This is a genomic window from Paenibacillus sp. RC334 (assembly GCF_030034735.1).
Lineage (GTDB): Bacteria > Bacillota > Bacilli > Paenibacillales > Paenibacillaceae > Paenibacillus > Paenibacillus terrae_A.
Genome location: NZ_CP125370.1, coordinates 4450393 through 4470947, shown reverse-complemented (window position 1 = coordinate 4470947; position 20555 = coordinate 4450393). Strand labels below are relative to the sequence as shown.

Annotated in this window: 21 protein-coding genes and 1 pseudogene; 18 read left to right on the top strand and 4 right to left on the bottom strand. The window is 50.1% G+C overall.

The genetic code is table 11. From position 1 onward, the window contains the following. The first annotated feature begins 1 nt into the window (after nucleotide 1). The 14 genes from QMK20_RS20510 to QMK20_RS20445 all read left to right on the top strand — a co-directional run bounded on the left by QMK20_RS20510 (nucleotide 2) and on the right by QMK20_RS20445 (nucleotide 11910). Nucleotides 2-1195, top strand: a complete 1194-nt coding sequence (locus tag QMK20_RS20510) for a radical SAM/SPASM domain-containing protein (protein WP_283653090.1) — start codon at nucleotides 2-4, stop codon at nucleotides 1193-1195. Nucleotides 1196-1244: 49 nt separating this feature from the next. Continuing rightward, nucleotides 1245-1373, top strand: coding sequence for a hypothetical protein (locus QMK20_RS20505; RefSeq protein ID WP_283653089.1), 129 nt, complete (start codon nucleotides 1245-1247; stop codon nucleotides 1371-1373). Beyond that, nucleotides 1367-2620 (top strand): preATP grasp domain-containing protein, encoded by a 1254-nt coding sequence (locus tag QMK20_RS20500; RefSeq protein WP_283653088.1) that lies wholly within the window; start codon nucleotides 1367-1369, stop codon nucleotides 2618-2620. Before QMK20_RS20505 ends, QMK20_RS20500 begins: the two co-directional genes overlap by 7 nt. A 16-nt stretch (nucleotides 2621-2636) precedes the next feature. Next, nucleotides 2637-2882: an acyl carrier protein gene (locus QMK20_RS20495; RefSeq protein ID WP_283653087.1), complete on the top strand. Its 246-nt coding sequence runs from the start codon at nucleotides 2637-2639 to the stop codon at nucleotides 2880-2882. Next, on the top strand, nucleotides 2875-4005 hold the full coding sequence (locus tag QMK20_RS20490; protein ID WP_283653086.1) for a hypothetical protein: 1131 nt from the start codon (nucleotides 2875-2877) through the stop codon (nucleotides 4003-4005). The genes QMK20_RS20495 and QMK20_RS20490 overlap by 8 nt, the downstream gene beginning before the upstream one ends. Nucleotides 4006-4086: 81 nt before the next feature. Beyond that, a complete protein-coding gene (locus QMK20_RS20485; RefSeq protein ID WP_283653085.1) occupies nucleotides 4087-5079 on the top strand; it encodes an ABC transporter ATP-binding protein in 993 nt (330 codons plus the stop codon). After that, nucleotides 5069-5470, top strand: a complete 402-nt coding sequence (locus tag QMK20_RS20480; protein ID WP_283653084.1) for a hypothetical protein — start codon at nucleotides 5069-5071, stop codon at nucleotides 5468-5470. The genes QMK20_RS20485 and QMK20_RS20480 overlap by 11 nt, the downstream gene beginning before the upstream one ends. Then, nucleotides 5358-5876 (top strand): ABC-2 family transporter protein, encoded by a 519-nt coding sequence (locus QMK20_RS20475; RefSeq protein WP_283653083.1) that lies wholly within the window; start codon nucleotides 5358-5360, stop codon nucleotides 5874-5876. Before QMK20_RS20480 ends, QMK20_RS20475 begins: the two co-directional genes overlap by 113 nt. A gap of 1 nt (nucleotide 5877) precedes the next feature. Continuing rightward, nucleotides 5878-6498: an ABC-2 family transporter protein gene (locus QMK20_RS20470; RefSeq protein WP_283653082.1), complete on the top strand. Its 621-nt coding sequence runs from the start codon at nucleotides 5878-5880 to the stop codon at nucleotides 6496-6498. Then, nucleotides 6389-6691, top strand: coding sequence for an ABC-2 family transporter protein (locus QMK20_RS20465; RefSeq protein ID WP_283653081.1), 303 nt, complete (start codon nucleotides 6389-6391; stop codon nucleotides 6689-6691). Before QMK20_RS20470 ends, QMK20_RS20465 begins: the two co-directional genes overlap by 110 nt. Nucleotides 6692-6741: 50 nt before the next feature. Beyond that, the gene (locus QMK20_RS20460) at nucleotides 6742-8277 is read left to right on the top strand and encodes a hypothetical protein (RefSeq protein WP_283653080.1); all 1536 of its coding nucleotides are present in this window, start codon (nucleotides 6742-6744) and stop codon (nucleotides 8275-8277) included. An 11-nt stretch (nucleotides 8278-8288) separates the two neighbouring features. After that, nucleotides 8289-9449: a UDP-glucuronosyltransferase gene (locus tag QMK20_RS20455; RefSeq protein WP_404580075.1), complete on the top strand. Its 1161-nt coding sequence runs from the start codon at nucleotides 8289-8291 to the stop codon at nucleotides 9447-9449. After that, nucleotides 9446-10492 carry a Gfo/Idh/MocA family protein gene (locus QMK20_RS20450; protein WP_283653078.1) on the top strand — a complete coding sequence of 349 codons (1047 nt, stop codon included), beginning with the start codon at nucleotides 9446-9448 and terminating at the stop codon, nucleotides 10490-10492. The genes QMK20_RS20455 and QMK20_RS20450 overlap by 4 nt, the downstream gene beginning before the upstream one ends. 26 nt (nucleotides 10493-10518) lie before the next feature. Then, nucleotides 10519-11910 (top strand): type III PLP-dependent enzyme domain-containing protein, encoded by a 1392-nt coding sequence (locus tag QMK20_RS20445; protein ID WP_283653077.1) that lies wholly within the window; start codon nucleotides 10519-10521, stop codon nucleotides 11908-11910. 249 nt (nucleotides 11911-12159) lie between these two features. Here the strand turns inward: QMK20_RS20445 and QMK20_RS20440 are convergent, their stop codons facing one another. From QMK20_RS20440 to efeO, 3 genes are read right to left on the bottom strand one after another with little or no spacing between them, the layout of a single operon-like run. Beyond that, on the bottom strand, nucleotides 12160-13974 hold the full coding sequence (locus QMK20_RS20440; protein WP_283653076.1) for an FTR1 family iron permease: 1815 nt from the start codon (nucleotides 13972-13974) through the stop codon (nucleotides 12160-12162). A 24-nt stretch (nucleotides 13975-13998) separates the two neighbouring features. After that, nucleotides 13999-15384: an iron uptake transporter deferrochelatase/peroxidase subunit gene (efeB, locus tag QMK20_RS20435; protein ID WP_283653075.1), complete on the bottom strand. Its 1386-nt coding sequence runs from the start codon at nucleotides 15382-15384 to the stop codon at nucleotides 13999-14001. A gap of 4 nt (nucleotides 15385-15388) precedes the next feature. Beyond that, the gene (efeO, locus tag QMK20_RS20430) at nucleotides 15389-16267 is read right to left on the bottom strand and encodes an iron uptake system protein EfeO (RefSeq protein ID WP_283653074.1); all 879 of its coding nucleotides are present in this window, start codon (nucleotides 16265-16267) and stop codon (nucleotides 15389-15391) included. A 304-nt stretch (nucleotides 16268-16571) separates the two neighbouring features. Between efeO and QMK20_RS20425 the strand changes: the two genes are divergently transcribed. The 4 genes and pseudogenes from QMK20_RS20425 to QMK20_RS20415 all read left to right on the top strand — a co-directional run bounded on the left by QMK20_RS20425 (nucleotide 16572) and on the right by QMK20_RS20415 (nucleotide 19931). Then, the gene (locus QMK20_RS20425; protein WP_007431813.1) at nucleotides 16572-16799 is read left to right on the top strand and encodes a helix-turn-helix domain-containing protein; all 228 of its coding nucleotides are present in this window, start codon (nucleotides 16572-16574) and stop codon (nucleotides 16797-16799) included. 741 nt (nucleotides 16800-17540) lie between these two features. Beyond that, nucleotides 17541-18596 (top strand): virulence RhuM family protein, encoded by a 1056-nt coding sequence (locus tag QMK20_RS20420; protein WP_283653073.1) that lies wholly within the window; start codon nucleotides 17541-17543, stop codon nucleotides 18594-18596. Next, a pseudogene (locus tag QMK20_RS27745) lies at nucleotides 18572-18670 on the top strand (helix-turn-helix domain-containing protein); the annotation flags it as partial. The gene QMK20_RS20420 and the pseudogene QMK20_RS27745, both read left to right, overlap by 25 nt. Before the next feature lie 868 nt (nucleotides 18671-19538). Further along, nucleotides 19539-19931 carry a DUF5071 domain-containing protein gene (locus QMK20_RS20415; protein ID WP_044648316.1) on the top strand — a complete coding sequence of 131 codons (393 nt, stop codon included), beginning with the start codon at nucleotides 19539-19541 and terminating at the stop codon, nucleotides 19929-19931. Nucleotides 19932-20018: 87 nt separating this feature from the next. Here the strand turns inward: QMK20_RS20415 and QMK20_RS20410 are convergent, their stop codons facing one another. Next, a complete protein-coding gene (locus QMK20_RS20410; RefSeq protein WP_161797194.1) occupies nucleotides 20019-20195 on the bottom strand; it encodes a hypothetical protein in 177 nt (58 codons plus the stop codon). Nucleotides 20196-20555: the final 360 nt, after the last annotated feature.

The following is a 20555-nucleotide window of genomic DNA, read 5'->3' as shown; positions in this document are numbered from 1 at the left end:
CATGCAGCCCAAAAGCAATGTGCTGATTGATGAGAAAGCGTTCAAGCTCATTAAGCGCAACCTGAAAAACGCTTCTGTATCTTACCGTAACGCAACACAAGACCCTGCCTTCAAAACGGACATGCCCCAGACGATCGGCATTAAGCTGACCAACCGCTGCAACCTGAGATGTACGCACTGCTTTGAATGGAACGAGGAAGGCTATCATCATCAAATGGACAAAGAAGAGCAAAACATGGATCTTGCCCCGGATATGCTTCGGCAAATTTTGAGCGAGACGAAGGAGGCCAAGTCCCGGCTGTATATGTGGGGCGGAGAGCCGATGTTTCATCGGCGTTTTGACGAAATTTTGGACGTGCTGGCCGAAGATCGGCGCGAAATGACCTTTTGTACCAATGGACTGCTCATTGATAAATATTTGGACCGGATTTTGGATTTATCTGAAAATCTGGAGCTGTTAATAGCGATTGAAGGCTTTGAAAGAGAACATGATCTGATTCGCGGTAAAGGCACCTTTCAAAAAACGATGCGGCAGATGGATAAGCTGATTGAACTGCGTGACCAGGGATTGTACAAGGGACGGGTGACCGTCCATGCCGTCATTAACGATAACATGATCGGACGGATGTACGAGTTTCTGCAAATGCTGGAGGACAAGAGGCTGGATCTGGTGCTGCTGACGTTCCCCTGGTACATTTCCAAAGAGACTTCCCTCAAAATGGATGACTATTTTACACAAAACTTTTCTTGGCTCCGACAACTGGAGGAAAAAAATATTAGTAGCTGGCATGCTTTCAAATATAAAATCAACCCGGATAACATCGATCCTTTGATGCAGGAGCTACAGCGGATTAATGAGCGGACGTGGAACATTCGTGTGCGCTATCAGCCCGGTCTGGACTATGAGGAAATCGACAAATTTATACATGGCGAGGAAATGGTCAGTCGCTGCTCCAATCATTGCCTGGCGCTCACCTCCAGAACGGATATTTTGCCGGACGGAAAGGTGATGCCTTGCAAATTTTTTAGCGAATTCACGATTGGAAGCTTGCGAGAGCACAGTCTGAAGGAAATCTGGAATTCGGATGCGTATGAGAAAACACGCCAAACGATTAATCACGAAGGATTAACGCCGGTGTGCTCCAAATGCAGCGTATTGTATCTGCACGGAGCTGGCTCCCTGAAATATATTTAGTTTCGATCGCAGTTGTTTCTTACTGGATGGAAGAGAGGGATGACAGGACGTGACGACTAAAACCATTAACCTTGTGGAAGCGCTTGCCCATGAACGCGATCATGGAGTCCTGATTTGGCTGTTTAATATTGGCGCAGAGCAGGTATGGCATCCGTCCCCCCGTAAGGGGGGATGGTAGATCGTGATGAACAGCAGGTGGTAAATCGGATGGAGGAAATGAATCTTCTGTTGTGCCGAAGTCAGGATGTGATCGTGCTGCGAGAACAGCCGGATCAGGCTTTTCTGGACATGCTTCAGCGGTTGGGCTTTAGCCTGCCGCGTATTGAGGTGCCGGAGCCGACTGATCCGTTAACGCCGATTTCGGAGCTGGTGCTGGCGGACGAGGCACTTTTGGCACGGCTGCGAGTGGTTGCGGAAGCAGGCCACAGTAGTAGCCGTGCCAAAGCGTGGCTCGTTCCGTATGCGGTTACCCCGCAGGAGGAAGCGATTGCGGAGCGCTGTGGACTGGAACTGATCGGCGCTCCGTCCTCCGTCAGCGCTCGGGTGAATGATAAAATATTCAGCCGCCTGACTGCGCAAAAGCTCGGTTTTGCCGTCAGTGAGGGAGCCGTATGCGCGGACGAAGCGGCGATCCGCAGGGAGTGCGGCAGACTGGACGACTTGTCGGACGGGCCTGTGAAGCTGATCATCAAGCAGCCGCATGGCGCATCGGGACAAGGTATGTATATGCTGGACGAGCTGTCCAAGCTGGATACGCTGCTAAGTGTGATGAAACGCTTTGGCGGCTCATCCCCTTCTTCGGGAGGCTGGCTGGTGGAGCGCTGGCATAACAAGCAGATGGATCTGAACTACCAGCTCTGTATTGACGAGGGCGGTGGGGTGACAATGTTTTCGCTGAAAAGGCAAAATGTGGACGGCACGGTGTACACCGGGTCCCGCGTTCCGGCTGAGCTTGGCGCTGCGCTGGAAGAAGAAGTGAGACGCTGCGCTTACCAGTTGGGAACGTATCTGTATTCCATCGGTTATACAGGCATGGCTTCCATTGACGGCTTTGTCGATGAAGGAGGCTTGCTGGTTCCGGTGATCGAGATTAACGGCAGGTTTACCCTGTCTACCTATATTTCGTTCCTGTCTTCGGTCTTGGGAGAGCAGCATAAAACGCTGTCCCGCTACTACCGCAACGTTACCGCCACACCGCTGACCTACAGCCGCTTGTGCGGCTTGCTCGCAGAGGAAGGCTTGCTCTACACGCCCGAACGCCCCGAAGGGGTGTTTGTTTATACAGCAGGTACGTTGTCCGGTACTCCGGTGAAGCGGGGGTATGTGAATCGGATTTTCACGCTTATTATGGCAGATAGCTGGCAGGAAGCCGAAGCCTATGCGCACAGGCTGGAAGATGTCATTGCGGGATTGGCAAGCTCATAATCGGGAGGAATTTAGGATGAAAACAGATGTGTACCATGTAGTACCTTTGCTGGAAAAGGTATTGAAGCTGGCTCCAGGTGAACTGGAACAATTGACGCCGGAGCAAGATTTGCGAACCTTGGGGCTGAATTCCCTATCCGCTGTTGAATTGATTGTAGAGCTGGAAAATGAGCTGGATATTACGATGGAGGACGACGATCTGGTGCTGGAGCATCTTTCCACACTTCGAGGTATTGAACGTCTGCTGGGCAAATATGCATAAGGGGGCGGCAGAGATCAAGCCTATGCAGGTATCCGGCATGGAGGATGTTCATGACTCCGTTGTCGATTACGCTGCTGAAGAAATTATAGATGCTCCTCCAGGCAAGCACTGTGTATATTCATCCCTGCGCACCTCGCTGCGGCGGTATGGCGTGAACATGGCGGAATCCGAGCTGTTCATGCTGTGCGGCAGTATGTGCGCGGAATATAGCGGAGATTTGAAGCGCTTCGGTCCCGAGAAATATCCGGAGCAGCTTCAGGAAATGGCAGCCAGCGGCGGTCCGGTGATTCGGGTGGAGCCGTGGATTGTTGGTGTAAGCGATGAAACCGACCTGCTGCGGGCGCTGACATCAGGCTACGGTACGATGCTGCACACATCGAGTACCGCTTTAACCTACCACGACGTGTATGTGAAAAATTACCCAAGGGGCCATGTCATTGAGCTGTCTGGACTGGACTTGCAGGAGCGAACAGCACAGGTAAATGACAGCTTCCTGCTGGATTCTTCGGGCCATGCCATGACTTACGTCGGTTCGGCCCGGCTCGACGACCTGATGCAGGGCATTATTGAATATGCCTGGGTGGTGGAACAGCCCGCGCCGCTTTCGCCAGGCGAATTGCATGCAGCGTGTGCATACCATATTCGTCAATATGTGACTGGACATGAAGCGGTCTGGAGAGGTGTACCTTCGTCCAATGACCTGGGAAATAACCCCGGAAATGTCGCAGTTGGCAAACAGGTCAAGCGGGGAGATGAGGGATACCGGGCCTTTGTCGAGGACTTCCGCCTGCTGACAGACATGGAGGATGCGGACTTCCGTACGTACTGCCATGAAATCTATTACAATCTGCGTTTGGGCAGTGCCCTTCATCTGACCGATTACACAGCGGATTATTGCATGCTGCATGAAGCCACATTGGGACCGCGAGCGCAGCATGTGATGGAACTGGCGCAGTCATTGAATGCGGAATGGCATAAGCTCAATCTGCATATTTACAAAACAGGTCTTCAACTGCGCAAGCATCGGATGCCTGACATTAGCGACCGCGCCCTCGGCCTGATTGACAAACAGCGGCATATGCTGGAGGAATTGATGATTTTAGCCGAGCAAGCAGCCGAGTAGTTCAGGCATAACGTATCAGGCAAATCGTATCAGGAATGCTCAACAAGGTGTCACGGACAGATGAAAGAGGAGGAGAATTGAATGCCGTCCATTACATTGAATCAATTGTCGAAAACGTTTACGTACTATAAAAAGGAGCCGGGCGTGCGCAAATCATTACAAAACCTGTTCAGGCGGGAAAAGCTGACCAAGGAGGCCGTACGGGATGTCAGCTTCACCATTGAGGAAGGTGAAATCGTCGGGTTTCTCGGCCCGAACGGGGCGGGCAAAACAACGACGCTCAAAATGCTGTCCGGCATTCTTCATCCCAGTGAGGGGGAGGCATCTGTACTTGGTTTTACCCCGTGGAAGCGGCAAAAGGAGTTTAAACGGCAGTTTTCCATCGTGATGGGACAGAAAAACCAGCTCTGGTGGGATTTGCCCGCAAGCGAGTCGTTCGAGCTGAACAAGCTTATTTACGAAATAGATGAAAGTCGTTACAAAGAGGCGCTGGACGAGCTGGTTACCTTGCTTGGGGTGGAGGAACAGCTTCATGTTCAGGTTCGGCGATTATCTCTTGGCGAGCGTATGAAAATGGAGCTGATTGCCGCGCTCCTGCATCGTCCACGGGTCATTTTGCTGGACGAGCCGACCATTGGACTGGATCTGGTTTCTCAGCGGCGCATTCGCGAGTTTTTCAAAGCCTATAACCGCACACACCGGACGACCATCCTGCTGACAAGCCATTACATGAAGGATATTGAGGACTTGTGCAGCAGATCCATCATTATCAGCGGGGGAAGACTGGTGTATGACGGGGATTTGAACAAGGTGAATGAGGTGATCGGCGCCCGCAAGTTGCTCAAGGTTCGACTGGAGACCCCTGTGCCTAACCTGACGTTGGCGGGACTTGGCAAGCTGCGCTCCAACTCGGAGCTGGAGGCGGTATTTGAGCTGGATGCAGAAGATACTCTGACCTGGTCCAAAAAGATTTTGGATGCGCTGCCTGTCGTTGATTTTACGATTGAGGACGTCCCGTTGGAAGAGGGGATAGCCAATTTGTACGATGGAGGCAGGCTAGCTGATGCGAAATAACAAATATATGAAGGTGCTCCAGCTTGGCATGCAAAACGAAATGGAATACCGGGCCAATTACTGGCTCCAGATGGCGGGGTTCATGCTGCCGATCATGACGCAAATTTTTCTCTGGCTTGCGGTATTCGGTTCTTCGGGACAAGCAAGGGTGCTGGGCTACTCTTTGCCGGAAATGCTGGTGTATGTAGTCATGGCAGGGGTAACCGGTAAGCTGATCGCTACGGGTTTTGAATACGAAATTGCTACAGACATCAAAGAAGGCGGACTGGCCCAAATTCATGGTGCAGCCTGTACACTATTTTGCTTACCGTTTTTGTCGGTTTATTGGAGGCAAGGCGGTACAGTCCGCAGTAGTGCTGCTGGCGGCTGCGATTTTGCTGCTGTGTCTTAGCCTGGAAGGTCAAATCAGCTTCAGGCTGTCGTATATCCTGCTTTACATATTGGCGTTGCCGGGGGCGCTGGTGCTCAATTTTGTGGTCTATTATGCGCTGAGCGGCATAGCCTTTTGGGTGACGGAATCGGGGGGACTATTTTACACGTTGTCGCTCGTCATTTATGTAGCTAGTGGCACTGTGTTTCCGCTGACGATTTTTGGAGACGTTTTGGCCCGCATGTTCAGTTTGCTCCCGTTTAGCTACACCGTATTTTTTCCGGTGAACGCATTAACGGGCAAGCTGACCATGCTGGAAGCCGCTGAAGGCATTGGCGTGCAATGGCTCTGGATTGTAGTGCTGGCGGCCGTATCGCGCCGGGTGTGGCAAGCCGGGGTCAAACGCTTTGTCTCGGTAGGAGGTTAACATGAAAAATGTTTTCCGAAATGCTGGACGTTATATCCGACTGTACTGGAAGTTCGTCCAGTTTTCCGTCATGTCGCAGATGGAATACCGCATTAATTTCATTACTGCTTTTCTGGTCGAAACCGCTTATTTGCTCATCAAGCTGCTGTACGCCTCGGTTCCATACCGGGCCGGAACGGATATTAACGGCTGGTCTCCTGACGCGGTGCTGTTATATATCGGCGTATTTACGATGATGAGCGGTTTTTACAGCGGCTTGTTCTACAGCAATTTTACAAGTCTGCCTGACAAAATCCGTACCGGTTCATTGGATGTGCTCATGACCAAGCCGGTGTCCCTGCAATTTATGGTGACGCTGCGGCAATTTGAGCTGGGCTACACCATTCCAAACGTAGTCGGCGGCGGAATCATGACGGGCATTGGCTGGTATAAACTCGGTCTGCCGTTTAACTTTGAAACGGTCGGGGGGCTTTTCTGTGTTGCTCGGTTGCGGGGTGTTGACGGCCTATTCCGTGTTTTTGCTGCCCCAACTGCTAGCCTTCTGGATCATCCGCACGAACGGGGTGACAGAACTATCCAACAGCATTTTCGATACGAACCATGTGCCGATGGCGGTGTATAGTAATCTGATCCAGCGTATCGGCTTGTTCGTGCTTCCGGTGTTTGTGATTTGTAATTTTCCACCGATGTTTATTCTGGGCAAAATGGAACCCGGCTTGATCATATGGGCATTCCTCGCCCCGATCTGGCTACTGGCGGTGATCCGCTTTATATGGCAGTTTGCCTTGCGCGATTATACAAGTGCAAGCCAGTAGCGCTACCGTAATAGCAGGCTAATAACGAAGCAGGAAAGGAAGCGAATCATATGAATGCGACACCGAACCAGCGTCATTTGTATATGGGAACGTTCGAAGCGGAGGTTTACTGGCGGGATGCCCAGTTAGCTTCCTTGCCCGCCATTCCTGACCGGGCTTCTTCTGCGATTGTGGCGGCAATGGATGAGCTGCTGTTCAGCTTTTGCCAGCCGGGAGACGCGTTGTTGACCCGCTATGCTATTTCGCCTGTGCATCGTCAGTATATCGCGCAGTTGGGCTTTCGCCCGGCTGTAAATGAACGGGATTTGACTGACGGAACGGAGCAGGCGGGGAATGTGTCGGCGGCTTCCGTTTTTGAACTGCTGGGCAGTCGCAAGGCCGATACCAGTACGGGGTTTCCGCAACTGGAGGGATGTGTGCTTAGCCCGTTTGCGGGTTTGCCTCATGTGGAGGAGGCCGCACGCGCTTGGGGTATTACGCTGCATCAGCCGCCGCTGGAAACGATCCGCAAGGTGAATGCCAAAACCTATTCTTCTGATTTAAAACGCAGTCTTGGACTGCGCCATCCCGGCTATATTGTGACTTCGTTTGCGGATGTAGCTGAGGCGGGACGCAAGCTGCTGCGGGATGGAAGCTTTTTAATCAAGGATGATTTTGGCGTATCCGGCAAAGGAAACCTGCACATTACCTCAACACAGATGCTGGACCGAATTGTATCGTATTTACGTGGGCAGGAACGAAAAGGCAAACGGGTACTGTTCCTCCTGGAGCCTTTCTTGGAGAAGGAGCAGGATTTTTCATGCCAATTTACGATTGGTGATAACGGAAGTGTCGATATCCTGTCTGTGCAGTGGCTGGCTAACACCCAATTCGCCTATCGGGAATCGTTGTCGCCGGATGAGGCTTTTATGGAGCGGCTGGAGCGTGAGGGCTATTTTCGCTTAATGCAGGATGTAGGGAAGCAGCTGTATCAGGACGGTTATTACGGCGACGTCTGCATTGACTCGATGACACTTCGCGGCGGGAAGCTGGAGCCTATTATCGAAATTAACGCCCGTAAATCCATGAGTCTGATCAAGCACCAATTGGACACCTTTTTGGCTGGGAAAAATATGCGTGGCACGTTGACGAATTATTCGTTGTCCCATGATGGCAGTTTGTCCTATGAAGAATTGCTGGAAGGGCTGGAATGTGAAGGACTGCTGTTCACAGGCGAAAGTGAAGAAGGCGTCATGCCGCTGGGCGCCAATACGCTGTATGTGAACACGGGCGGACGAGATGGCGAAAACAGGAATGCAGGTGATAAAAGCACGCCAAGCAGAAATACAACAGAGCGCGGGGGCAGGTCATCTGCCAAGCAGGTTCGTGTTAGCGGGATTAGCAGTGGTGACGGTCTTTCCGTGTCTGGTGGGCCTGAAGGCGTAGCGAATATCCAAGGTAAAGAAAGGGCAACTGGAAGTGAGCGGGCACGTGGAAAAGGTCGTCTTTATTTGGAACTGGTTGCCGCGGGTGATAAGGAAAAAATGCGTCTGACTACGAAGCTGGAGCATTTTTTGGCGGAGCATCATTTTACAGTGCTGAATTAAACGGGAGGCGTATGAGCATGAGTATGCACAAGAGTATGAAGGTAACGATTTTGTGTTCCGGTTTCGGATTGGGCTTTTATACTCCCGGCTTGCTGATGCAAGCGGGTCTTCGCAGGTTGGGTGTGGAGACGGCGATTCACGTATTTGAAAATGTACTGCCTGAGTCGGCCCGTCTCAAGGTGGACAAAAGCCGCAAAGCTTACCATGATAATTTCGCTGTAGCCTTAATGTCACAGAAGGTTCCGCAGGATATGCGCAATTCGCTTGATCTCGCTGCCATGGAAGTGCTGCTGACCCGATGGATGGAGGAAGATCGGCGGCATTTTATATGCTTGTCCGGCCATTGGATGTATGTGCTGGAGGAGTATCGCAAGCGCAGGGAGCCGGGATCGGTACATGTGGACATTGTATATATGGACTCGACGCCTTCTCCTTCATGGAAAAATCTGGCCAAGCATAACCCGAACTTTGCCGATGGGTGTGGAGAAATGACATTTTTTGAAAATGACCCAAATAGAGTCAGCCACTATATTGATGTCCCGGCTGTAGAGCATGTTCCCTTTGAGGCCCGGAAATCCCGCTTGTTTGTGCACGGCGGCGGTTGGGGTATGGGCACGTACCGTGAAAAGGTCGGACGGCTGGAAGAGGCGGGTTGGGAGCTGGATTTGCTGCTGTATGATCAGGACCAGCCGGATGAGCAGCGGGACGGTATACGTTATTTCCGGATGGACCCGCAGTGGAGAACATGGAAGCGGAATGAAGCCGGGGAGCATACTTTTCCGCCTTTCGGTGAGGTGAAGGCTGGCGAGGAGACGTTGTATGAGGCCGGGCCGGATTACCATAGCATGCTGGACCAGGCATGTCATGTCCAGGCCATTGTCAGCAAGCCCGGCGGGGGTAGTCTGACAGATTCGTTCGCCACAGCCACTCCACTCATTATGCTGGAGCCGTTCGGTGTGCATGAAATGCATAATGCGGATCTGTGGGAACGGCTGGGACTGGGGATACGGTACGATACGTGGATGCAAATCTATGGTGGCAGCGCTGAGATTCTGGAGGACATGCACCGGAGGATCGTGGAGCTACGTAGTCAGACACCACGCTATGTGGAGTCATATGTGAGGAACGTCCAGGTGCAAGTAAACTCAGCGGGATTGGAGAAGGGGTCATGAACACCGCCGCAGCGGCGCAAGAGCCTGCGGTACGTGATATCCGTTTTGGCCTCATTGGCTGTTCAGCCATTGCCCCTCGTGCGCTGCTGGAGCCGATCCGTTACGTTGCGGGGGCCCGTGTAACCGCGCTTGCGAACCGGACCGTTGCCAAGGCAGGAGATTTGGCGGACCGTTTTGGCGTTAGTGTCGTTTATCGGCATGCCGAGGATATGCTGATCGACCCGGAGATTGACGCCGTGTATATTGCGCTGAGTAACGATCTGCATGCGGAGTGGATCGGTAAAGCATTACAGGCTCACAAACATGTGCTTGTGGAGAAGCCGTTATGTCTGAATACGGCGGAGCTGGCTCCCCTGGAAGCGGCAGTCGGGCAGAGCAGCGCTCACCTGCTGGAAGGAGTCATGGTGCAGCATCATCCTTGGCAGCGCGAGCTGCGCAATATCGTGGATTCCGGTCGCTATGGTTGTTTGCGCTCCATAGCGACCAGCCTGTGCATTCCCGCAAAGGACGGGCATGCGGAGAATTACAGATCCCGACCCGAGCAGGGCGGGGGATGCTTTTGGGATTTGGGCGTGTATTGGCTCCAGTTTCTTCAGGCAGTCGTTGGACTGGAGCAGGCGGAGTTCCGCAGTCAATCGGATTTCGACGGTCCTAACGGCTGTGACTGGACATTTCGTGCACAGGCCCGCTATCCGGGGGGATTGGAGGCATCCGCCCTCTTTTCATTCGAGCGGCCATACCGCTGCGCTCATGTATTAACCTTTGATTCGGCGGTAGTTACTTTGCAGGACTGCTTTCGGGCGAATCTGGGCTTTTATAAAATAACGCTCAAGACGAAAATAACGAAGGATACAATGATAGACTCCAAAATCAAAACCGTTTTCGAGCCCATGAACTATTACGTCAATCAGTTGGACACGTTCTGCGATATCATCCGGGGAGTCGCGGAGCCTATTCCGTTCCACGAGGCCGCCGAGCGCGTCAGATTGCTGGCAGCTATTCATGAGGCCGCCCGTTCAGGCCAGACGATCTATGCGGAATAGGAAGAAGAAGGGGGGAGATTCAGCAGATGGATAAAAAGGACGAAGCCTTGCTGGAACGCTTCGGCGAACATCCGACGCCATTTTATTATTACGATGGCGACGCGCTACATGCTCATGTCAGCTCGCTGCTATCCCGGCTGCACCCGGCTGTGCGTGTGCATTACGCACTCAAGGCCAATGGCAACGTAGCCTTGGCGGGATTGCTTCGCACGTTAGGCTGTGGCGTCGAAATCGCTTCGGCCGGGGAAATGTTTGTCGCGATGGAGGCCGGGTATGCCCCAGAAGATGTGTTGTACGCCGGGCCGGGAAAAACGGTAGCCGAACTGAGTGAGGCGGTAGCCTGTGGAATCGGCTGCATTCATGTCGAGTCGGTGCGGGAGCTGCGCTTGCTGGAGGATATTGCTGCCCGAGCAGGCTTGTTTGTCCGCGCTGCGGTTCGTGTGAATCCCGATAACGATTTGTCGGGATCGACGATCAAAATGGGTGGCGTTCCTCGTCCCTTTGGTGTGGACGAGGGGCAGTTGGATCACTTTTTTACGGTGCTGGAAGATTGCCCACATGTATATTTCCAGGGCATTCAGGTGTATACAGGCACGCAAATGCTGAAAGCGGATCAGATTTTAGCTTCATTCTCGAATACCCTTCAATTGGCAGAACGCATACAGGATCAGTATAGTGTGGCGATGCATACGGTAAATTTGGGCGGCGGATTTGGCGTTCCTTATTTTACTCATGAGCAGCCATTGGATATGGGGCAAGTGATTGATGGACTGAACGCAATGGCCGAGCAGACTCGATCCCGTCTGCCAGGTGTTATGCTGATCATCGAAAGCGGCAGATATCTGGTTGCTCAGGCAGGAATGTATGTCTGTCGGGCGTTGTATACGAAGGAATCCAAGGGAGAGAAGTTCGTTGTAGCTGATGGCGGTATGAACCATTATGCCTCGGCTGCCTTTCGAGGACGTCGGATTAGGGACAACTATCCGGTGCGAATTATGCGCGGGCAAGGAGAGGGACAGGAAGTGGCGATTCAGATAGGGCAGGGGAAGGACATTCCTGTTCAAGAGGCTGCTGCTGTCGAGCTAAAATTAGGGAAGGCCGCAGACCGGATAGGGGAGCTTCAGCCAGAAGCAACCGTGGATCTGGAAACCGTGAGCATTGTCGGACCGCTTTGTACACCCGAGGATTGTCTTGTGAAAAAAGCGCAGCTTCCTCCGATTCAGGAGGGTGATTATATTGTCATTCCGAATGCAGGAGCTTATGGACTAAGCTATAGTCCGGTGCATTTTCTGGGACATGCTACGCCGGCGGAGCTGCTGGATTTTCGCGGTGAGGTACACGTGATTCGTGAGCACGGTGACCGTACAGACTTGCTCCATCACCAGCGTATGATTCCGTTGCTGGAGGATATTTTCTGATCATAAAAGTCAGCACTCCTTCTCGTGACTAAAAAAACGCCAAAACCGTCGGAGCCGATAGAGATCGGACCTGCGTTTTGACGTTTTTTTTCGTTATTTTTGCATTCAGGATTTTGCAAAATTCGATTCCAGTCGCTCGAAAGTGCAATATATAGACGAACTAGACCCTTTCGATCTATATATTGTTCATTGGAAGTCGCGTGCTGGATTTTTGCAAAATCCTCAATTGTATGTGTTGCAGTTTGGACTTTAACGTTGCTTGGAGCTGCGCATTTCCTGACGTACAAGCTGCCACACCATGAAGATCAGCACAGCGACCTGTGGGATAAACGTTTCCCAAGTAGGATACATGCCCAGCCAGCTAATGGATGGCAACGAAGAGACCGTGTGCCCCGGAAGCTTGCCAGCCACCTGAAGCGAATGAATACTTTCGCCCAGAAACCGGAATACGAGATAGTAAATCAGTACAGTGGCCGTCAGGAAAAAGGCGCGAATCGGCAACCGTACGCTAAACTTGATAATCGCCAATGCCAGCACAACCAGCACGACAGTTGCCGAGCCAATACCAATCAGCAATTGAGAGGTTTCGATGGCCGGGGCCATACCGATATAAAAGATAGCCGTCTCGGCGCCTTCACGCAAAATCGCGAGCGCAGAAACGGCGAACAGCGACCACAGGCTACCACGCGCCAGCGCGTTGTCTACGCTGTTCTCGACAAAGCGGTTCCACGCGTCAGCATTGGATTTGGTATGCAGCCAGTTACCGACGGTCAGCATAAGCACAACCGCGACCAGTCCAGTCACACCCTCCAGCAGCTCACGCATGCTGCCCGATGTGGCGGCCGCGACCAGTGTGGTGAACAGCACCGCCAGGATTCCGCTCAGCACCAGCCCCGTTCCGGCACCAGCCCATATCCAGCGACCAGCCACAGCTTCGCCGCTTTTTTTGGCATACGCCAGCAGAGCCGCAAGCACCAGAATGGCTTCCAGCCCCTCACGCAGCAAAATCAGTGCCGCATCCCAAGCGGTGTAGGAACGTTCTTCCGTCAACGGACGGAGCCTTTCCAGCATCTGATCAAGGGTTTGGATGGCTTTGACTGTGTTCGGTGGAGAAGACAGCAGATAACCGGAAGTCTCGGTCATTTCATTTTCAATCGCGGTATAGGACGCCGGATCGGAAATTTGCACATGTCCTTCAACCGAAGGCCACAGGGCGATGAACCGCCCTACCTTGTCAGCCGCTTGCTCAGGCTGATTGGCTGTCGCATCCTGCCGTGCGAATTCGAGGAGCTTGACCGCATCACTTAGCGAGACTACTGAGCCATTAGCCGTGTTGTTTGCAACAGCTTCTTGACCCGTATTCACCAACTTGCCTTGACTGTAATCCGACAACAAAGCCGTTAGTTCCTGCATTTCCTTGAGAGCCTGCTCTTGTCGTATTGGCTCGGCTTGCATGGAGATGCGAATCAGGCTAATTTTAGTTTCCAGCGCACTGTATACCGGAAAATTGTCCGAACGAATCGGTGTCTCCACCTGATACCATGCTTTTACGATCCGGTCGTAATCAGCGCGGGCCGCAGTCCAGTCGCCTTTTTGCATGGCAGCCAGACTGCCCTTCGCCATGGGGAGCAGCTTTTCCGCTGCTTTGGCTCCAGCCGGGGCGGGTTTGTCGCCTTCCGCAGCAGTCACAAATTCGTTGACCGAACGAGCTAGCACGGACAGTGCAGCTTTCGCTGGTTCTCCGCCGCCGCTGGCAAGCGCCTGCTCTGCATCCGTGAGAGCCTTGTCCACCGCTGCGATATGGGCTGCATCACCGCCGTTTGTTTTGGCAGCTTCCCACAGCGTACGGAATTCTTTGACGTCCCTGGAGGCTTCCGTCCATTGGGATTGTCCCGCCTCCACCAGTGCGCCACCCACCACAGGCATGAGCTGATCATTGGAAGCAGCTTTGGTATCTGTTTGTGCGAAAGCGACCGACCCGGATCCGGATATGAACGGAGTTGCTGTCAGCAGCAGAGCCACCAGCAGAAACACCCATCCCAAGCTTTTATTGCGCCGATTCATATAAATCCCCTTCCTGGCCTGCTGCTAAAATAACGTATCCCCGATGTAGCCGCCTTGCGATACACCCGGGAAGCAGGCGAACACCGCACTGCCTTTGTGTACAATATATTCGTTCAGCTTGTCATTGCGCGCAAGCTTCTCCTGAATGTGGACGAACTGCTTGAATAGATCACGTTGGTAGCTGATGAACAGCAACCCGGCATCGAGCTGTCCTGTTTGCTTGTCCAATCCGCTCGAATAAGAATAAGACCGCCGCAAAATATTAATGCTCCCGTCCCCATGAGCCAATGCCACATGAGAGGTGGGGGGCGTGATCGGCTTGCCTTCCGGACTTGTGGCCGCCAGATCAAGCTTGTCGAACTCCTTGGCCTTGCCCAGTGGGGCCCCGCTGCTGCGATGGCGTCCGAAGGTATCCTCCTGGTCGCCCAGTGTCGAGCGATCCCATACCTCTACCCGCATGCGTACACGCCGCACAGCCATATAGCTGCCGCCGCCCATCCACGCAGGACCGTCACTCGCCTGTGTCCATACCAGTCGGTTCATCTCATCAGCCTTGGAGGTATCCGGGTTCCCCGTACCGTCCTTGAAGCCGAGCAAATTCCGCGGCGTGCTTCCCGCCGGATCGGCCTGTGCTGTCCGCTGGAAGCCTTCCTGTGTCCAGCGAAGCACCGCCGTTCCTCTGGCGATACGCGCCAAATTACGCAGGGCATGGAAAGCTACCTGCAAATCATTGGCGCATACCTGCACCCCGATATCGCCACCGCACCATTGATCGTCCAGCGCATCTCCTTGAAAACGGGGCAGCTCACGAAGTCCGGCAGGTTTAAGCCCTGCCAGACCGTAGCGCCCATCAAAAAAGGACGGACCTACACCAAAGGTAATCGTCGTCCGTGACGGCGATAACCCCGCCGCTTCGCCCGTATCGGACGGAGGCAGGTTGAGGTTTTCGTTATCGTTGCCGATCAGCGCGCCGGAAGTCATCGTAGCGGTGGCTTCTGTCCAGGCTTTAAACAGGCTGCGTACCCGTTCCTTGTCGCTCGTCGTCAGATCGAAGGCGGCGAAGCAGATGAAATCCTGTGCCGGAGTCACAATACCCGCCTGATGCTTCCCGTAAAAAGGAACCACATCCTTGGTATCCGCTTCCGTCATCATGCTTTCAAGCCGTTGGCTGGCTGTCAGCACAGCCCCCACGCCACCGCCGCCGAGCAGGAGACCCAGTCCCCCGACTCCGGCCAGCTTCAATAGATCCCGGCGTGATACAGATTTACTCTTTCCTGACAGCACATCATTTTCTAGCAGAACATCCTCTGACTTAGCATCCTTTTTGACCAGATCAACCTGTTCTTCACGGGAATCTGTACGCTGCTGCGGTTCCTGTCTCGTTCCCTTTTGCCGCTTGAAGCCTTTCATATCGTTACACTCCTAACAATTTTCCCATTTGGGACAACGGCTCTGCCAGGGCATCGAGGTTTTGGCTCAGCTTTTTAATTTCTTCCGGTTTCAGCTTCGTATAAGATACATAGCCTTCGCCTTTCTTGAAAGGAGCCAATTCTTTCTGCAATGCCTCAAAGCGCTCGCCAATTTGCGTTTCCAACGCTGCATCTTTTTGGTTCAGGTCTGTTTTCAAAATCTCATATATTTTTTGTGCGCCCTCTACATTGGCTGCAAAGTCGTACAAATCCGTATGGGAATACCGTTCCTCTTCACCCGTCACCTTGGAGGTGGATACTTCGTTCAGCAGCTCGACTGCACCCGTTACCATCAGACTGGCGTCAATGTTGACCGTCTCCACCTTGGCACGCAGCAGCTTTGCATCACTCAACAGGCGGTCGGAAAACTCGTCCAACCCTTTGGTGGTGTTTTCTTCCCATAATGTCTTTTCAATCCGGTGGAAACCGCGCCAATCTGCTGCATCTACATCACCGTCACGCGCATCAATATTCGGGTCAAGATCGCCCAGCGCTTCTGCAATCGGTTCAATCCGTTCATAGTACATACGTGCAGGAGCATACAGCGCCTTGGCTTTGTCCAGCTCGCCAGCTTTGACCGCGTTCGTGAATTCTTCTGTCTTTTTCACAAACGTATCGCATTGCTCTATGGCATAGGCACGGTAAGCGGCCACCGCTTGATCAAAATTGGGGGCAGAGGCCGCAGGAGTCGTTGACTGTGTAGTTGCTCCCACATCTTTGGTCGTTGCAGCAGGCTGCTGAGTAGCAGTTCCGGTTTGGCCGCAACCTGCGAACAGAATAGAAGAAACCAGCACTCCGGCCGGTACAGCGTAACGTAATTTCATAATTAATGAACACCCTTTCTGGCCAAGCGGCCATGAACAATAGTCTGTTGCGCGATATCTATATGTATCATTATTTTGATAATGATTATCAGTCGCGGTTTTTCTTATCATAAGGCTGCCCCATATGCCTGTCAATACATAAAATTAGACGCAGAGTCTAACGATTCTGCAAAGGCTGAAAATAAGTGCCTAGGCCCATTTTTATCCGCATATTGAACCATACCTAAGCACGTGACATAAAATGTGTTGACTGTATCCCTTAACCTTGTTACACCACACAAAACCCGAGCAAGGAGGGGTGAAATTGACGAAGGGTAACGACCACAAAAACAAGTTTTTGTTAACTCACCGTGAACGTGAAGTATTTGAACTGCTTGTGCAGGACAAAACAACACGTGACATCGCCGGACAACTATTTATTAGTGAGAAGACGGTGCGTAACCATATTTCCAACGTAATGCAGAAACTGAACGTAAAAGGTCGTTCACAGGCGGTCGTGGAATTAATCAGGCTTGGCGAATTAAAAATCTGACCTCTTGTTCCTTGCGGGGTGCAAAGTCTTCTCGATGATCCTTCAAAAGTGAAGGCTGGTCGGGAAGGCTTTTGTTTTTTTAAAAATGCATAAAATATATTTTATTTCTAAAAAATACAATTATTGGGCAAACATAGCTGCGACAAGATTAGCGGCAATAACGTAACAGCATAGGATGGCAATAAAATAGCACTTCCTACAATTATGATGTGATGGATCGTCGTGCTTCCGTTGCTAATGCCAAAGGTGAGGCGAAATATAACCAAAAGTGAAGAGAATTTAACGAACTGGGACAGGTTATTAAAATAACTGATGAGAAAAATCAGGTAAGTAAACAAGTAGTATGACTAATTGGAAATCGAACTAAGCTGAGGGAGCCATTTGGCAGCGAAATCTCTTATACCTTTGATGACCTTAATCGGTTAACGTCAGCGGGAACAGAGTCTTCATCTCCAGATGCCAAATATACGTATTACAAAAATGGTCTACTGGATCAAACGGTTTCATTAAGCGGTTTGAACCGTTTGAACCACCGATTCTTAGTGCTGAGATTGGAAACTTCGTTAAGTAAATTGGAGTGAAAAAGCTTTAAATGGCTGTGACATATGTTAAATATAGATAAAAAAAGGGCGAGGATTGTAAAATAGGAGACTTTATTGTCAATGTGTTTACTTCGAATATGATAAAATAAGAACGTATGATTCCGTAAGCGTTAGTTGGGGAGGAGTGGGAGTTGAGAAATTGGACAATCGTACAGATATCTTAATATACCAGACAGAAGATGGGAATACCAAAATAGACGTGAAACTGGAGAACGGCAACGTTTGGATGACTCAGAAGGCAATTGCAGAGTTATATCAGACTACGTCTCAAAACATTACGCTTCACATTAAACACATCTATGGAGAAAATGAACTAGCTTTTGATGCAACTTGTAAGGAATACTTACAAGTTCAAATTGAAGGTTCAAGAGAAATAAAACGCAAGGTCAAGCATTACAATCTTGAAATGATTATTGCTGTCGGGTATCGTGTCCGCTCGCACAGAGGCACGCAGTTCAGGCGGTGGGCAACCGAGCGGCTTAATGAGTACCTTGTCAAAGGCTTTACAATGGACGATGAGCGTTTGAAAGATATGCGTCACTTTGGACAAGACTACTTCGATGAATTGCTCCAGCGTATTCGCGACATCCGTGCATCGGAGAAAAGGTTCTATCGCAAGATTACGGATATCTACGCCTTATCGGTTGATTATGACCCCCATTCCAGTGTGTCCAAAGAGTTTTTCGCTACTGTACAAAACAAACTTCATTTTGCCGTCCATGGTCATACCGCGGCAGAGCTGATTGCCGAGCGAGCAAGCGCTGATAAAGGCAATATGGGATTAACGAGCTGGAAAGGCGATAAAGTAAGGAAGAGCGATATAACCGTAGCCAAGAACTATTTGACCGATAAAGAAATACAAACGTTGAATCGCATCGTAACGATGTATCTGGACTATGCGGAAGATCAGGCGGAACGTCAATCCCCGATGTATATGAAGGACTGGACCCAGAAGCTGGACTCATTCCTGAAATTCAATGAGCGAGATATTCTGATAAATGCAGGAAGTATTTCGCAAGAGATTGCAGAGAAGTTGGCGACAGCAGAGTACGACAAATACAATCGACAAAGATTGGTTATGGACACAAGTGATGATTTTGATGAATTTATCAAACAAAATCAATTGGATAAAAAAGTAGTGCCCTTTTACCTTAACAACAAACTTGGTGTGTTTCAAACCCCATCGCGAATGTAATGCAGAAACTGAACGTAAAAGGTCGTTCACAGGCGGTCGTGGAATTAATCAGGCTTGGCGAATTAAAAATCTGACCTCTTGTTCCTTGCGGGGTGCAAAGTCTTCTCGATGATCCTTCAAAAGTGAAGGCTGGTCGAGAAGGCTTTTGTTTTGTAGGATGACCTTGCCAAGTGAGTCAACTTAAAAACAAGCGATTGTCGCAGAAAAAGACATTCGCTTGTTTTGATCATTTGTAGTTTAAAAATCATAATCCAGAAGCTGTTCCTGACAGTTAGCTATTCTTGATAACTCCGATTTGGGATAGCCAAGTCGTTTTGTTTTTGCGCTGCACATCCAGCAGGAACAATGAATTTTCCCTTTGGAGAATACACCGTCGAATTTGACGACCCATCCCCGGTGTGCTGAAAGTCGTTTCTTACGCTGAATAACCCGCTTTCTGTGATGTCTAAAATAGGCTTGATTACGTTTTTTTCGGTTAGGCTTCATTACCATCACGCTCCCTTGGGCAAAGGCTCAGCCCGCAGGAGAAACCAAGGGTATAATCAATACTTCTACGGGCTGAGCGTGATGGTAATCTGATTTATATGATTAGGCATGAGTCACCTGCTTGGAGTTATTTTAAAGGTGAAAGTGGGAAGTGGATCCCAGAAAAAAATTATTCAACGACTTGTACATCGGTTCGACTGGTATGAAAGACATACAACTCACGTGTATGGTACAGCTTTTTATACTCTTAGTCCATTAATATCACAGTGATAGCTGCAATGAGGATTCAGTGAAAACCGTTCACGGCTATTCGTTTTAATAATTTAGTAAAAAGATATGATCTGTTTTTTTAATTACTGAGTGCGTGCTTCAAAATGTATTTCCAATGTAATGCAGAAACTGAACCAAAAAGATTAATCATAGATGTTTGGGGAATAACCAGGTAAAGGAGGCCACATGGTGAATCCTCACGATCTTATCCCTAAACATAAGTCGGATTTTGATAGCATTAATCAATTGAAATTGTGCAGTAAGGCAGAAATTCGACCCATCATTCCTGAGCTTTTTACCTGGTTACAAGACAGTAATTGGCCCATTTCAGCGGAAGTAAGAAATATTTTGTTCCAGTTCGATATGGAGCTAATCCCAGTCATCCGGCAAATATTAAATTCAAACGATAGTTCGTGGAAGTATTTCGTGCTTATACATTTTTGTAAGCAGCTTCCTAATGCTTTACTTGGAAAGCTAACATACGAACTAAATAGGCTCAGCACTAATCCGAGTGAAAACGATAAATTGGAAGAGGTCGATCAGATTGCGCAGGAGATGCTAAGAACATTTTACAGATAAAAATATTTTTATGTGTTTTCAAATACCTGATTAATTACGTTACCAAAAATCCTTGGGCGCTTATACACTCAAGGATTTTTGGTGTTTCTATTTTATAAGTTTAATGAGTTGAATTTGAGATTTTTTGGGCAGAGAATCGGAGTGTTCATATACACTGATCAAATAACTGACAACATCATTTTCATTACTCAAACCTAACTCTGTTTTTATAGATTGTAATTTTTCTTTTATATCTTCATACACCATAACACTTTTTCTTTCCAAAATGGATTCGCCTCCCTAAGAGAAAATATATCACACGAATGAATTCAAAAAACGAAAATGGTCTTTGGAAATTATTTTTACTCTATAAAATGAAAAGCCAGTATCTCTGGTACGCTCAACTCCCTAATGAAGAATTCATCAAAATGTATGTTGCGAACCTGGTGGTACATATGAAAAGGCTATTGAGTATAAGCGGGAGCACTTACTCTGGCAAGGTGACGAAAAAAACGATTACACCGCTGAAACATGTAGGAATTTGTACAAAAGTGTTGTAATATATAAGGAAGGAAGAAACTACCATTAGCTTATCCGCCAACTCGCATGAATGATTAATGTAGAAGACTGTACCACAAAGTGATA